Raw genomic sequence first — 14873 nt, 5'->3', positions numbered from 1 at the left:
CTGTTTTATTTGTGTGATTAAACTAATTTTTTGACAGCTTCTACGGCAGCTTCGTAGTTAGGGTGAGCTGTCATTTCGCCCAAGTACTCTACGTATTGTACGGTATCGTTCGCATCGATTACGAAAATGGAACGCATATCAAGTTGAAGCTCTTTGATCAATACGCCATATGCTTCGCCGAAAGATTTAGTTTTGTAATCGGACAAAGTGATAACTTTATCGATGCCGGCTGCGCCGCACCAGCGGGATTGTGCGAAAGGAAGATCCACGCTAATTGTCAGGACAGCGACATTGTCGCCAAGGCCGGCTGCTTCTTCGTTGAAGCGGCGAGTTTGTGCGTCACAAACGCCTGTATCCAAAGATGGAACTACACTGATGAGTTTTACTTTACCGGCATAGTCTGCCAAAGTTACTTGAGTCATCAGATCTTTGTTCACAGTGAAGTTAGGTGCTTTGTCACCTACTTTAATTTCAGGTCCTACCAAGGTGATCGGATTACCTTTGAGAGTAGCAACACCAGTACGATCTTGTGCCATTTGAACAGTTCCTCCTTTAATTTCCATGCAAGATAACAACCTTGTTTATTATAAGCTTTTTGAACTTAGGTTGTCCAATTGATGCTGTGAGGCTATAATTTAAATGCATAAAAGGTTGACAGATTCGTCATTATGTAAGAAAAGTCGGAGGATTTATCCAAGTGGAATTAAGACAATTGCAGTATTTTGTGAAAGTGGCAAGGAAGCAGCATGTGACCCAAGCCGCGGAGGAATTGCATGTGGCACAGTCCGCTGTCAGCCGCCAGATTCATCTGCTGGAAGAGGAACTTGGCGTTAATTTGTTTGTTCAAAAAGGACGCAACCTGCATCTCACTTCGGTTGGTCATTTATTTTTGAGCCGAATCGAGGGGATTTTGACGGATTTGGAGCGTGCTGTTGGTGAAATGCATGAGTTTCTGGATCCGGAAGCCGGTGAAATTCGTATTGGGTTCCCGCATAGTTTAGTTATTAATTTGCTTCCCGCCGTGGTTGCGTCTTTTAAGAAAGATCACCCGAATGTAAAATTTCGGTTGCGCCAAGGAACTTACGCGTCTTTGATACGCGATGTTGCAAAGGGTGAAATTGATCTCGCTTTCATTTCACCATTCCCAGAGACGCATGAACATGTGACAGGCGAAATATTACTGACTGAAGAACTGTATGCGATTATTCCTTCAAATCATATTCTCGCCGATTATACGTCGATTCGCTTAGAGCAGCTTAAGCATGAGAATTTCGTTATGTTTAGCGAAGAATATACGCTGCGCTCAATCGTCATGGAAGCTTGCTTGAAGGCGGGGTTCGTACCGAAAATCGAATTTGAAGGCGAAGAGACGGATACGATACGCGGTCTTGTTGCCGCGGGCATGGGGGTCAGTTTGCTTCCCTCCATGGCATTAATCGAAGGCGGGAAGATGCAGCCTGCCAAAATTCGCGTAACTGATCCGCAGGTAACCCGAACCGTTGGATTGATCAGCCGGAAAGGCGAAAAGCTTCCGTTAGTGGCTGAAGTATTCAGACGGTTTCTGCATGAATATTTTCAATAAATAAAAGCTCTCCTTGTGCGTGATTCACAGCACAATGGAGAGCTTTTCGTGTATTAATCGTTACTGTTGCGACCGCTGAATATCATGATATATTTCAGCAGCTCAAGGACGGAGATTAAAGCTGCGGCCACATACGTGAGTGCGGCTGCATTCAGAACTTTAGCAACTCCGCGTTCTTCTTCATTGGAGATGAAGCCCTCAGAGACCATCAAATCACGGGCTCTTGAGCTGGCGTTAAACTCCACGGGCAATGTCACCAATTGGAAAGCGACGGCGGCTGCAAAAAAGATAATGCCCAGCCCCAGAAGCCATGGAATCTGTTGGAATAAGAAGCCGGCTAATATTAAGAATGGTGCTACGCCTGATGCGAAATTAACGGCTGGGAACATGCGGTGTCTTGCGACGAGCATCGGATAATGAACTTTATGCTGAATCGCATGACCGACTTCGTGACAGGCGACGGCAACGGCTGAGATGGAGCTTTGGTAATAAACGGGCTCCGACAAGCGAACAACTCTGGCCATCGGGTCATAGTGGTCGGTTAACGTGCCTCGCACGGCTTCCACAGGGACGTCGTAGAGTCCGTTAGCATCAAGCATACGGCGCGCTGCTTGGGCGCCTGTCATGCCCGAGTAGACAGGGACATTTGACCATTTGTTAAATGTTCCCCGAACTCGAAACGAGGCCCACATAGAAAGAATGAATGCAATAATAATAAGATAATCCAATGGGTGAAAAAATAACATTTCACTCGCCTCCGTAATTCGTAATTCGTTATGAGAACGGATTTTTACCTAGAAGAACAATTAATGCTTCAATACATGCTGCAGTTGGCTGCGTCAGTATGCGATAAAGCTTCTTTAGCTGATTCGGCTTTAGCTGCTGAATAATAGGGCCCAGCTCCTTGGCTTCCTTCATTAACTGTTCAAGATGAAGCTGAATGGATGTCAGCTTATCTCTCACGTTATCATCGGGGGACACCTTGCTCCATTGCTGCAAGTTTGCTTTGATCTCCTCTAGGGTATATTTCTCGTTCTTCATTGATTCAATACGTTTAAGTCGATTCAAAGTTTCATCGCTGTAAAGACGGTAGTTCGTATCGGATCTTTTTTCGGGTTCGATCAAGTTTAGCTTGGTGTAGTAATCAATGGTTCGAGAACTGACATCGGCAAGTTTGGCTAGTTCCCCGATTTTATAAAGCTTCTCATTCCCCATATTTCATTCACCTCTACTCCAATGTCATTTTATAACTTTCTTCTATAATAATGATACCTGATTACAAACCATACAGTCAAACGTGATGCTTATTCTACCTGACAACCTTGTTGAAGGGAGAAATCTTAACATTCTTCATGGTCTATGACCGAAAACACGAATTATGCCTGTTTCATGTCAGGTTATTTTTCGTTTTTTTCAATTTATTAACGAAAATCCTATTGTCAAACCCATATAACCTGTATATAATGACATTAAGAGTTTCATTACATGTTATTTAATCTAACATTAAAGGAAGTGGTCGTATGATTAAGAAGTTGTTGTTAGCTTTCGGTGTCATGGCATTATTGTTTCCTACTCTCGCATTTGCTGCTGATGAAGCGACAATCCCCCAACTGCAAAGCGCAATCGATGCTGTTTGGGTCATGTTAGCCGCCATTTTGGTTATCTTCATGCAAGCTGGTTTTGCCTTGTTGGAGGCGGGGTCCACTAGAATGAAAAATGCCGGTCACGTAGCCGGTAAAACAATTTTAACTTTCGGATTATGCGCCATCGCTTTCTGGGCGGTAGGCTTCGGCTTTGCTTTCGGTGACGGAAATGCTTTCTTCGGAACGACAGGGTTCTTCGTTACAGGCTTGGAAGATCAAGCTGCGGCGGCATTCGGTGCCCTCTCTGCATCCGATGTGCCTATTGGCATCAAATTCTTGTTCCAACTCGCTTTCGCAGGCGTATCCTTAGCGATTGCCTGGGGCGGATTCGCAGAAAGAGCGAAGCTTCCGGTTTACTTTATCTTCGGAATTTTGTTCACAGTAGTCATTTATCCGATCGTTGCTCACTGGGTATGGGGCGGCGGCTGGTTGAGCCAACTGGGCATGCAAGATTTCGCGGGTTCAACCGTCGTTCACTTGCAAGGTGCAACAGCAGCGCTTGTAGCTACGATCTTGTTAAAACCGCGTATTGGCAAATATAATAAAGATAAAACGCCAAACTTGATTCCCGGTCATAACCAAGTGTTATCTGTTCTCGGTGTTATCATTCTTTGGATCGGTTGGTTCGGGTTTAACCCAGGAAGCACACTAAGTGCAATGGGGGATGGATTCTTCGGTTACATCGCATTGACAACGAACATGGCGGCTGCGGCAGGCGGCGTTGCGGCATTGATCATTTCTTGGATGTACTTCGGTAAAGCGGATATTCCTAGCATGTTGAACGGGGTTCTCGCGGCGCTTGTTGCGATTACAGCAGCTTGTGCGTTCGTAGACACATGGGCAGCGATCGTTATCGGAGCTGTGGCAGGTATTGTAACATTCTTCACAGCGCAATGGTTTGAAAAAGCAGGTGTCGACGATCCGATCTTCGCTTTCTCAGTACACGGTATCGCTGGTATCTGGGGTACTCTTTCCACGGGACTTTTCGCTACGCCTGATTTATCGGCTAAAGTAGGTGTCGGTGGCGCAGGATTGTTCTACGGCGGCGGATTGCACCAATTAGGCATTCAAGCGCTTGGCGTTTTCGGAGCATTAGCGTTCGTACTTGTTCTTTCCTTCATTATCTTAGGAATTCTTAAAGCTACAGTAGGTCTTCGTGTAACAGAAGAAGAAGAAATCATTGGTCTGGACTTGTCTGAGCATGGTTCATATGGTTATCCGGAACAAATGAAGAAAGCGGCTCAAAGCGGCGTGTCCGTTTAATATCACATAACTTTCTACTAGAGCAAAGGGGATGCAACATGAAACATCTCTCAATGGAACAGATCCTGGAGCGTATCTATTTATCGGAACAGTTCGATGAGATGCGAATCGCCAGAGATCAGGTGCATGAGATGTTTCGGGAGCATCTCCTTTTCTCTCATACGCCTGAATTAGGACGACAAGTGAATGTCATACATGATGCTTTTATTCAGAGGACAATCGAGCTGGCTGAACACATTTTGGAAGACGAGGGCTATGGGAAGCCTCCCGTGCCGTATGCTTTTCTTTTGTTCGGGAGCGGAGGACGAAGTGAGCAAACGCTCTGGAGTGATCAGGATAACGGGCTAGTTTACGCTGATAGCGAGGAACACTCGGAGGAACAGTTAGAAGCGTACTTCACTAAATTGGTTGATTGCATTTTAGAAGGGCTGGATGCTTTGGGTTATCCACCTTGTGAAGGCAATGTTATTTCCAGCAACAAACAATGGCGTAAGCCGTTAGCCGGATATATCGATATGATGATGGGATGGCTGCAAGAACCGGATTGGGAAAATGTCCGTTATCTGCTTATTCTGGCGGATATGCGCTGTATTTACGGGGCGCAGAGTTTGGCAGATCCCATTAAAAATGCATTTCTGGCCTATGTTCAGGAGCAGCCGGACATTTTGAATTATTTATTATCGAATACGCTTCACCACAAAATATCCTTAGGTGTCTTCGGTCAACTCATTACCGAAAGGTATGGGGAAGACGCGGGTGGTTTTGATATCAAATATGGCGCTTATATTCCTATTGTAAATGGAATTCGGCTGCTTGCGATCCAGGCTGGGATTGCGCACTCGTCCACTTGGCAGCGGATAAAGCTGTTGAAGGATAACTCGTTTATTGCTGAAGGGTTAGCGAACGAATGGTCGGAGGCTTTTGATATCGCGCTTAAACTGAGGGATTTGACACCATTTCAATTGGAAAATGAGATGTATACGACCCGGGGGAGGCTTGGGGCAGATCAATTGACCAAAGAGATCAAACATGAATTGAAACAATGCTTGCGAGCTGGGGTTGAATTGCAGAAATATGTGAAAAAGTCGATTGTTTCACACAAAGAGAGAGAGAAAGGGTAGATAAATCGGAAGGCAAATTTCTTGTGCGGGAGGTGATTCGGAATGAAAGATATGCGCCCAGCCGGACGTATGTGGCAGTTGTACAAAATGGGAGGCTTAACGCCGGCGATCACCTCCATGTTCGATGTACAAAGTGCGCAGCAGATGGCCTTTATTCGCTCCATGTTAAAAGAACAGCGGAAGGATTCCCTGTTTGAAATACCGCTGCACGCCATGGAAATTGTCGTTTTTGATTTGGAAACGACGGGATTTTCTCCGTATAACGGTGATGAAATTATTTCGTTCGGAGGGGTCTCTGTCATTGGCGGTGAAGTGCAAAAGGATCACACCTTTTATAGTATCGTAAACCCGAAGCGGAAAATTCCGGATGACATCATCCGACTAACGGGGATTACGAATGAAATGGCTGCCGATGCTCCGGAATTGATCGGCGTTCTAAGCGATTTTCTGGAATTTGTACAGCAGCGTATCTTAGTTGCTCATGCAACCGGGCATGACAAAAACTTTTTGAATTCTGCCCTCTGGCGTACTTCCAAGGTCAGCCTCTCTCATCGCGTTCTCGATACGATGATGATTGCGAAGTTTTTGATGCCAAAGAGGAAAAATTTAAGTCTGGACGCTTTGCTCCATGCTTATGAAATTCCGGTTACACAACGTCACCATGCCCTTGAGGATTCCTTGATGACAGCGCAGCTTTGGTCAAGATTCATGGAGGAAATTAAAGCGAAAAATGTAGATACATTAGGCGATCTGTACGCCCTGTTAAGCCATCATTGACCGATTACAAACCTCAGTTTGTGATAACCGGTCGGGGTGGCGTTTTTTATTTGGTACAAATGAAGTTCAGGTTTGTTCGTATGCTGCAAGGACAAGATCCAGTAGGTGGGAATCGTATGCCAAAGGGTTTGTAGATCTATTTCGGATGGAATAGCGGGGGCTGACGGATGCGAGTGGAACAACCCGATGACCGGATTATGACGATCAGTAAGAAAGGGGATCATCTCGATCGGATTTAGCTCGAAATGATTCCGGGGATTGTGGGAAATATTTTGAATGGGAACGAATGTTCTTGCTGCGAGAATATCCTTAATGCTTGGCGAAGGTTCCCCTAAAATAAGGCCGCAAGCTTCCTCGGGAAACTTCTGCAGGCTATGACCGAGCAGTTGGTTGTAGAGTTCTTTTTGGAATTGAACGATCACTAGCGCCTGCACCTCTTTAAAGCTTGTAGCTTAGAATGAGGCTAGTATATCATGCTTTTTGTTTCAGTTCCTTATCAGGTTTAATGAAGAAAAATACGAGAGCCAGCATCAGAAGGGTCATTGCGGCTACCGTGATGAATAACGTTTTGTGCGACATATTCATGAGCCATCCGAATAAAGGCGGGCCGAAAGCTACGCCGATAAAGCGAAGGCTATTGTACATCGATGTGATCATTCCGCGCTGCTCGCGCTCCACAGAGCCGGTAATCATGGTGTTTAAACAGGGAAGCAGGAGACCTGTTCCGATTCCGCTGAGCGAAAGCAAGCCGATGAATATATACAGATTCGTGTTGAGAAAGATGGCTAACGTTAAAGAAACAGTCATCAAGATCAGACCGATATTCATTAACCAACGCATTAGCAGGCCGTTTTGCTTGATTTTGGCGCCGGTTGTATACGAGGTAATGACCATGCAGAGCAGAGGAATTGCCAGAACGAAGCCTTTGCGGACCCCGTCAATGTTGTAAGGCTTCTCTTCTAATATTTGCGATAAATAAAAGAGAACGCCGAAAAGAATGAACAGCGTAATCGCTCCGGCGAAAAAGGCAGGGATCAGCCAGCGCCCTTTTTCTCGGAGTATATCCCCTATTTGTTTTAAGTAAACGCTGAGAGGATCGGCTTTCTTCTCGTTGGGCGGTTCTTTAATCATAAAAATGACGGCTAGCAAAGCTAACAAGCAAAAAACCGGAAATGCGAAAAAAGGGGCGAACCAGACGATCATAGCAAGCAAAGAGCCTAATATCGGGCTAACCACCTTGCCTGCCCCGTTGGAGGCTTCGATGAGCCCAAGAGCCTTACTCGCGTCTCCTCCCTTATATAAATCGCCGACAAGCGCCATGGCTATAGGGGCGGTACCTGCCGCTCCAAGGCCTTGTATGGTACGGGCGATAATAAGGATGGAGTAAGAGTTCCAAACGGCTGCGAAGCCTGCCAGAACCCCTGCAGCGCCATAGACGATAAGCGACGGTATGATAACTGATTTCCGAGTGAAGCGATCAGATAAATAACCTGATACGGGAATGATAATTCCTGCCGCGACTGAGAACAGTGTGATGATGAGCGAGCTTTGGAAGCGGGAGATGCCCATCTTTTCCTGTAGATCCGGTAAAATAGGGACTAGCATGGAATTACCCAGAACGAGTACTAAAGGGATGGTCGCTAAGGCGATGTACTCCCAAATAGAGCCTTTGGTCGACCGGCTGCCGGATTTGTTGTCGGAGCTTTTGCCGGACATATCTGTGAATTGATGCTTGGTTCTGGATTTGGCATTTGGTGTTGCGACTTTGTTCACTTTTGTGGTTCCTTTCTGCATGATTGGTAGGCTTACTTTTCCCAATTAAAGAGAAAGCATACTTGCAGACGAGTCCATGTTGGAAATTGGCCCGATTTGGAGATAATATAGACAGAGTGGAGGTGAAGACTTTTTTGAAAAAGAATGTATTGGTGATCGTATTGGTCGTGGTGCTAGCGGGGATAGCTGTTTATCAAAATGCCCAGCGTCAAAATAAAGAGACATTGATGCCTACCGAACAAGCGCCCCAGGTGAATTTTTTGGCCCCTTCATTTACACTGACAGGTCTTGACGGGCAAGCGTATACGATTGGCGGTCCGCGTGAGAAGCCTTTGCTCGTTAATTTTTGGGCATCTTGGTGTGGTCCTTGTGAGGAAGAGGCGCCGGATCTTGTCAATGTCTACAACAAATATGAGGGACAGTTTGATCTGTATGCGGTGAATGTAACGCCTGGAGATAAAATGGAAAATATCAAGAAGTTTGTGGAAACGTATAAATACCCATTCCCAGTGCTTTTGGACAAGCAAGGAACGAATGCGGACACGTATCGTGTCGTTGCCATTCCAACGAGCTTCTTAATTGATAAAAATGGGGTTGTTCGCGAGGTTATTCACGTGCTTTCACCCAAAGAGCTGGATAAGAAGATTGCGAATCTCATCAAAGGTTAACAAAAAAAGCTGCAATTTGGTCTCGCGGACCAAATTTTGCAGCTTTTTGTACTGAAAGACTAGTGATTGATCAAACCGAGCCGTTCGTTCTGCTCTTTGTTGGCCGGCTCGACGCGTTGTCGGCCGATGAGGGCATAACGCAAGCTGTCCACAAGTGCATACCAGCTGGCTTCGATGATGTTACTGGACACTCCGAGCGTGTTCCAGGTTGTGTTGAAATCCGTCGTTTCCATCAAGACGCGAACTTTACCGGCGGTAGCGCCTTTCTCGTCGAGGACACGTACTTTATAGTCGGAAAGATGGATATTCTTGATATCCGGGTAGTACTGGATGAGCGCTTTACGCAGGGCGTTATCCAATGCATTGACAGGGCCGTTGCCTTCTGCCGCGGTATAGATCGTTTCGCCGTGCACTTTAACCTTGACGATGGCTTCGGAGACGACGGATTGATTCGCCGATTTCTCCACCAGCATCTTGAACGATTCTAAGGTGAAGATCTCTTCAAGCCCTTCGAAGGCTTCGCGCAGCAAGAGCTCCAGGGTTGCGTCAGCTCCCTCGAATTGGTAGCCTTGATGCTCGAGATCTTTAATCTTCTCGATGACTTCTTTGGTCTTCTGATGCTCTTTATTGAAGTCTAAGTTCAACTCCTGCGCTTTGACAAGCACATTGCTCTGGCCGGCAAGTTCTGAAACGAGTACACGCTGCTTATTGCCGACAAGCTCAGGCTTCGTGTGTTCATAAGTGCTGGCATCCTTCAGAATCGCAGAAACGTGAATGCCGCCTTTGTGGGCGAATGCCGCATTTCCGACATAAGGCTGATTGATTGGCATATGCATGTTAGCAATTTCGCTAATATATCTCGATACCGGCGTCAACGACTTCAACTGCTCTTCGGAGATGACATGATAACCAAGCTTCAGCTGCAAGTTCGGAATAATCGAGCTCAAGTTGGCATTCCCGCAACGCTCTCCGTAGCCGTTAATCGTGCCTTGGACTTGTCCGGCCCCGGCTTGAACGGCGGCCAGGCTGTTCGCTACGCCCAATTCGCAATCATTATGCGCATGAATGCCGACCGGCGTGGAAACATGCAGCTTAACCGCTGATACGATTGTTGTTACTTCGCTGGGAAGCGAGCCCCCGTTCGTATCGCAAAGCACGATCCAGTCTGCACCAGCATCCTGAGCTTTGCTGATCGTTTGCAGAGCGTATTCGGGATTGTTTTTGTAGCCGTCAAAGAAATGCTCCGCGTCATAAATGACTTCTAAGCCGCAGCTTTTCAAATAAAGCACAGAGTCGTAAATCATAGCCAGATTTTCTTCAAGCGTCGTTTGAATGGCGGTATGAACGTGGAAGTCCCACGACTTCCCGAAGATAGTTGCTACTTGAGCGCCTGACTCCACAAGTCTGTTCAAATTAATGTCATCAGCAGCGATGGAATCTTTGCGTCTAGTGCTTCCGAAGGCGGTAATCTTCGCGTTGGTGAACTTCATGTCACGGACACGCTCAAAGAATTCGATGTCTTTGCTGTTGCTGCCCGGCCAGCCGCCTTCAATATAATGAACCCCAAGTTCATCGAGCTTGCGGGCGATTTTAATTTTATCCTCTACGGATAGGCTGATGCCTTCTCCCTGGGTTCCGTCTCGTAATGTGGTGTCGAAGATTTTCACTGATGTTGGCATGGGTTCCTCCTTCAAAAGCTAGCAAAGTGACATAGGTGTTTGTAAAAAGGTTAGTGTGTTTGCTTTAAAGCGCTAATGTATAATTTACGATTATACCATAAAATTACGGGTAAAGACATCATAACGCAAAAATGCGTTTGCTTGAAACAATATTTTTTTGTATGCTGAAAATGGCTCTAATCTAGGTCTTTTGAACATGGGAGGGATTGTGAAATGGTGAAAGTCGAGCATCACTATCCCAAGCAAGGCAGAGTCATTTTGCATATCGATATGAATGCATTTTATTGTTCGGTGCATGAGGCGGTTGAGCCTGAACTATATAAAGGAAAGCCGATTGCGGTCGCGGGCAGTGTCGAATTGCGCAGGGGAATTATTGTTACGTCTTCTTATGCCGCGCGTTCCGTTGGGATTAAGACAGGCATGCAGGTTAGACAGGCGATGAAAATTTGCCCGGATTTGGTGCTTATCCGTCCGGATTTTGAATTGTACCGCAGTTTTTCCCGGCGTTTTATGCAAATTGTTTATAGTTATTCGCCAATGGTCGAATCTATGTCAATTGATGAATGCTTCGTAGATATTACGGGCTCCAAGCAGTTCGGCACGCCTCTTGAAATCGCAGGGGCGATCCAACAACGGATTATGAACGAGCTTATGCTGCCCTGCTCCATTGGTGTAGCGCCTAATAAATTATTAGCTAAAATGGGCTCGGATATGAAGAAGCCAAACGGAATTTCTGTTTTGCGCTTGCGGGATGTGCCTGTTGTCTTGTGGGACAAGCCGTGCAATTATTTATACGGAATCGGTAAAAAGACGGCTGAGAAGCTGACAAAGCTCGGCATTCACACGATTGGTCAACTAGCGGTTGGCGACGAGGCACTGCTCAGTAAATTTTTTGGCGTTATGGGTCCGCATCTAAAACGTTCGGCTAACGGCATCGACAACTCGCCTGTTAATCCTGAGCAGGAACAAAGCAAATCCATCGGTCATACGACCACGCTGCCGCGAGATTATATAGAAAGAAAAGAGATCCACCGGGTTTTCTTAAATCTTGCGGATCAGGTAGCCAGAAGGCTTCGCAAGCAGGAGTTGATGACTTCCACCATTCAGATCACGATTCGGGATCCGGAAATGAGAACGATTACGCGATCCGTTACTTTGCCTACGCCGACAGAGCATATGGATGATATTTATAGAACTTCCTGTCAACTCTACGATCATCAGTGGGAAGATGGAAACCCTGTTCGTCTGTTGGGGATCACCCTGCAAAATCTGACCAGCAAGGAAGAAACGTTCGTGCAGCTTGATTTATTTGACTATGAGAAGCAGCCGAAACGCGAAAATCTGAATAAGATTATGGATGGACTTCGGGACAAGTTCGGGGAAAATGCGATTCTGACCGCAGGGATGATGAGTGACGACCCTTCCGCGTTTATTAGAAATCATAAAGCGAGAGGAACTTCTCTGCAGATGGACCACTTAAAGAACAATCCGCTTCATAAAGAAGAGGAGAAGTGAGGAGCATATGGCACATTGCATGGGCTTTGCCGGTTATTCGGGCAGCGGCAAAACGACCCTGATCGCCAAGCTGGTTGTAGAAATGAAGCGCCGCGGCAAACAGGTGGCGGTAATGAAACATGATGCGCATGGACATTATAAAGAGGCGTCCGGCGCGGATTCTACAATTTTTGCGCAGTCCGGTGCAGAAGCCGTTGTTACGATCTCTCCGGAATCCATTCATATTTACGAGAAAAGGCGGATGCCGGATTTGCAAGAGCAGATCCATGCTTTCGACCATTTGGATTATGTTTTTGTTGAAGGATTTAAGCGGGAAAAGCATCCAAAGATCGCTGTATTTCGTACAATGGAGCAGAGTGCAATTATTAAAGCTCTCGAGCATGAGCCCGTAGCAATTGCATCGCATTTGGAGGTGCTAGATTCTTATTTTTCAACACTGCCAAGCCTTGATTTAAATGACATTGTCGCTCTAGCGGACTTTATTGAAAGGTATTTTAAGGGAGAACAATTTTAAGGTTTGAACTTTGTCCTCATTTATATTATATTTTACAATGAGGATAAATTGAGGAGGAGTTAAACTATGGCAAAGTATACATTCGTTGATAAAGATACTTGTATTGCTTGTGGCGCTTGCGGAGCTACAGCACCAGACATCTATGATTACGATGATGAAGGCTTGGCGGAAGTGATTTTTGATGGAGACGGCAACAAAGGGGTAACTGAAATTCCTGAAGATCTGTTCGATGATCTGCAAGATGCACAAGATGGCTGCCCAACAGACTCCATCAAAGTTGCGGATGCACCTTTTAACTAATCATAACCAAATTTGTGGAGCCATCCGCAAAATGTCGAAAAAGCTCAGTTCCTGTCCAAGGAGCTGAGCTTTTTTTTGCTACAATTTGTATTTATTTGTAATCTTTCATTGCCATTTGTTTTCCTCCATCTTACAATGAAGCTAGTATACATAAGGGAGGCTCTTATGGGTAAAAAGAAATGGATCAAGTCGCTGGCGGCAGGACTTGTCCTCATGCTGTTATCGACATATTTCTACACGGTGAATTCGAGCGGATTATTTTATTTTGTAGAGGGGCCCCTTCAAGACGTTTTGCGAAAAGCGAAGTCAGTCGAAGAGCGACAGCCCGAGGATCGGATCAAAATTATCAAGATTGATGAGAAGTCATTAAAAGCGATCGGGAAGTTCCCGTGGGACCGTACAACGTATGCGCAATTGATAGAAAAGCTGGAGCAATCCGGCGCAGCCGCTATCGGCATAGACGTGGTCTTGGCCGAACCTTCGAAAAACCCCGCCGACGATAAAGCTTTGGCTGATGTTTTGGCCAAGTATCAGAATGTCATCCTGCCCGTCCAAATCAATTATCCCTCCAAACAAGAGCAAGCAGGAGATTTGGTGCCTGAGAAAGTCGACTATCCAACTTCAACCTTAACAACCAACAGACAGCAAATGGCGCATATTAACGTATTTGTTGACAAGGATGGAAAGGCGCGCAAATTGCCTGTCGGACTGCCGGACGAGAACGGATCTTACATACCGGCATTCAGTGTCGCTCTTGCCAATCTAGTTCTTGACGACAAAGAGAAAGTTAAGAGAGACGACGCGACAGGGGAGTGGAAACGCGGTAGCGCCGTTCTGCCAACGAATGAGAGAAATCAAGTGACCACCGAGTTTTTTACGCTGCCTAGACAGAAGGTGGATGCTGCTACCGGCTACGAAATGCTTTCGTTCGTGGATGTGCTTAACAGTAAAAATCCATTGCCCTTGCAGGGAAGCATCGTGCTGGTTGGGCCTTTCGTCACAGCGATGCAGGATGAATATCCTACGCCCATCAGCTCTGTTAAGATGTTTGGGATTGAAATACATGCCAATATGATTCAAACTTTGCTGGAAAGCAAATTTTACAAAGACATGAGTAAGACTGCCGGTATCGGCCTTATTCTTTTAGTTTCATTACTTGCTATTTTCTTATTTGAGAGATTCAGAGGCAAGGCGGCACTTATTATTTTTATAGGGATGTTCTTGCTCTATGGCGGCGTTTGGTTAACCTTCTATATTGCAGGGTCCATGTTTGCTCCGCTTGTTTATCCGCAATTTGCTTTAGTTGCTATTTACATAGGGTCATTAGTGAGTCATTACTTAGAGGAACGCAAGGAGCGCAACCGGGTAACAGGGATTTTCGGAAGGTTTGTTTCCAAGTCTGTCGTCGATGAATTGCTGCAGTCCGGTGAAGATGTAAAGCTTGGGGGCAGCCGGAAGGATATTTCTCTCATTTTCGTCGATATCCGCGGGTTTACGCCAATGTCGGAGCGGTTAGAGCCTGAGCAGGTTATCCAAGTGCTGAATGAATATTTGGATGTATGTACGAAAGCTATTTTCAAATTTAACGGAACTCTCGATAAGTTCATAGGCGATGGCGTCATGGCGATGTTCGGCGCTCCCATTGAATATGACAATCATCCGGAAATGGCTGTTCGCGCAGCGATTGAGATGAAGTCGCAGGCAAATGTGCTGGAACAGAAATTGATCGAGAAATACGGGATCGGCGTAAAGTTCGGACTCGGCATCAATAGTGGACCAGCCGTTGTCGGGAATATCGGGTCCGAGGATTTGCGCCTGGATTACACGGCTATCGGGGATACGGTGAATTTGTCGGCACGATTGGAATCCAATGCCAAGCCCGGTCAAATTCTCATTAGCGAGCAGACCTATGAGCGTGTTAAAGACCTTTTTGTCATTGAATCAATCGGCGAGATTAAGGTCAAAGGGAAAGAAAAACCCGTTGCTGTGTATGAAGTGATCGGGAATCTTTAAGGATGGAAACTGGGGAGGAAATCAA

General features: G+C 46.0%; 15 protein-coding genes. 9 read left to right on the top strand and 6 right to left on the bottom strand.

Annotated features, from left to right (window positions below; translation table 11 throughout):
- Positions 1-17: 17 nt before the first annotated feature.
- Positions 18-536, bottom strand: a complete 519-nt coding sequence (tpx, locus tag GC097_RS12455) for a thiol peroxidase (protein ID WP_171683615.1) — start codon at positions 534-536, stop codon at positions 18-20.
- A gap of 161 nt (positions 537-697) precedes the next feature.
- On the opposite strand from tpx, the gene gltC reads away from it, so the two are divergent.
- Positions 698-1582 carry a glutamate biosynthesis transcriptional regulator GltC gene (gene gltC / locus GC097_RS12450; RefSeq protein ID WP_171683614.1) on the top strand — a complete coding sequence of 295 codons (885 nt, stop codon included), beginning with the start codon at positions 698-700 and terminating at the stop codon, positions 1580-1582.
- A gap of 53 nt (positions 1583-1635) precedes the next feature.
- Here gltC and GC097_RS12445 read toward each other — a convergent pair whose 3' ends face one another.
- Positions 1636-2328 carry a zinc metallopeptidase gene (locus GC097_RS12445; protein ID WP_171683613.1) on the bottom strand — a complete coding sequence of 231 codons (693 nt, stop codon included), beginning with the start codon at positions 2326-2328 and terminating at the stop codon, positions 1636-1638.
- Between the two features lie 28 nt (positions 2329-2356).
- Positions 2357-2797 (bottom strand): MerR family transcriptional regulator, encoded by a 441-nt coding sequence (locus GC097_RS12440; protein WP_171683612.1) that lies wholly within the window; start codon positions 2795-2797, stop codon positions 2357-2359.
- Between the two features lie 305 nt (positions 2798-3102).
- Here GC097_RS12440 and GC097_RS12435 point away from each other — a divergent pair, with 305 nt between their 5' ends.
- The 3 genes from GC097_RS12435 to GC097_RS12425 are packed head-to-tail and all read left to right on the top strand — an operon-like array spanning position 3103 to position 6386.
- On the top strand, positions 3103-4488 hold the full coding sequence (locus GC097_RS12435; RefSeq protein ID WP_171683611.1) for an ammonium transporter: 1386 nt from the start codon (positions 3103-3105) through the stop codon (positions 4486-4488).
- 38 nt (positions 4489-4526) lie between these two features.
- Positions 4527-5609 (top strand): DUF294 nucleotidyltransferase-like domain-containing protein, encoded by a 1083-nt coding sequence (locus GC097_RS12430; protein WP_171683610.1) that lies wholly within the window; start codon positions 4527-4529, stop codon positions 5607-5609.
- A 42-nt stretch (positions 5610-5651) separates the two neighbouring features.
- Positions 5652-6386 carry an exonuclease domain-containing protein gene (locus GC097_RS12425; protein ID WP_171683609.1) on the top strand — a complete coding sequence of 245 codons (735 nt, stop codon included), beginning with the start codon at positions 5652-5654 and terminating at the stop codon, positions 6384-6386.
- Here the strand turns inward: GC097_RS12425 and GC097_RS12420 are convergent.
- Both GC097_RS12420 and GC097_RS12415 read right to left on the bottom strand, forming a co-directional pair.
- On the bottom strand, positions 6380-6808 hold the full coding sequence (locus tag GC097_RS12420) for a M67 family metallopeptidase (RefSeq protein ID WP_171683608.1): 429 nt from the start codon (positions 6806-6808) through the stop codon (positions 6380-6382). The two genes, GC097_RS12425 and GC097_RS12420, sit on opposite strands and share 7 nt — an antisense overlap.
- A 49-nt stretch (positions 6809-6857) precedes the next feature.
- On the bottom strand, positions 6858-8102 hold the full coding sequence (locus GC097_RS12415) for an MFS transporter (protein ID WP_246294195.1): 1245 nt from the start codon (positions 8100-8102) through the stop codon (positions 6858-6860).
- A gap of 191 nt (positions 8103-8293) precedes the next feature.
- On the opposite strand from GC097_RS12415, the gene GC097_RS12410 reads away from it, so the two are divergent.
- Positions 8294-8827, top strand: a complete 534-nt coding sequence (locus tag GC097_RS12410; protein ID WP_171683606.1) for a TlpA family protein disulfide reductase — start codon at positions 8294-8296, stop codon at positions 8825-8827.
- Between the two features lie 59 nt (positions 8828-8886).
- On the opposite strand, the gene cimA is transcribed toward GC097_RS12410, so the two are convergent.
- Positions 8887-10506 (bottom strand): citramalate synthase, encoded by a 1620-nt coding sequence (gene cimA, locus GC097_RS12405; protein ID WP_171683605.1) that lies wholly within the window; start codon positions 10504-10506, stop codon positions 8887-8889.
- Positions 10507-10719: 213 nt separating this feature from the next.
- On the opposite strand from cimA, the gene GC097_RS12400 reads away from it, so the two are divergent.
- From GC097_RS12400 to GC097_RS12385, 4 genes are all read left to right on the top strand, one after another.
- Complete coding sequence (locus tag GC097_RS12400) at positions 10720-12021, top strand: DNA polymerase IV (RefSeq protein ID WP_171683604.1); 1302 nt, start codon at positions 10720-10722, stop codon at positions 12019-12021.
- Positions 12022-12028: 7 nt separating this feature from the next.
- The gene (mobB, locus tag GC097_RS12395; RefSeq protein ID WP_171683603.1) at positions 12029-12535 is read left to right on the top strand and encodes a molybdopterin-guanine dinucleotide biosynthesis protein B; all 507 of its coding nucleotides are present in this window, start codon (positions 12029-12031) and stop codon (positions 12533-12535) included.
- A 66-nt stretch (positions 12536-12601) separates the two neighbouring features.
- Complete coding sequence (locus tag GC097_RS12390) at positions 12602-12835, top strand: ferredoxin (RefSeq protein WP_171683602.1); 234 nt, start codon at positions 12602-12604, stop codon at positions 12833-12835.
- Positions 12836-13000: 165 nt separating this feature from the next.
- Positions 13001-14848 (top strand): CHASE2 domain-containing protein, encoded by a 1848-nt coding sequence (locus tag GC097_RS12385; protein ID WP_171683601.1) that lies wholly within the window; start codon positions 13001-13003, stop codon positions 14846-14848.
- Positions 14849-14873 lie beyond the last annotated feature (25 nt).

This window comes from Paenibacillus planticolens, assembly GCF_013141725.1.
GTDB lineage: Bacteria > Bacillota > Bacilli > Paenibacillales > NBRC-103111 > Paenibacillus_E > Paenibacillus_E planticolens.
Note: the sequence above shows the minus strand (reverse complement) of the source record. Positions and strands in the feature narration are given on the sequence as shown.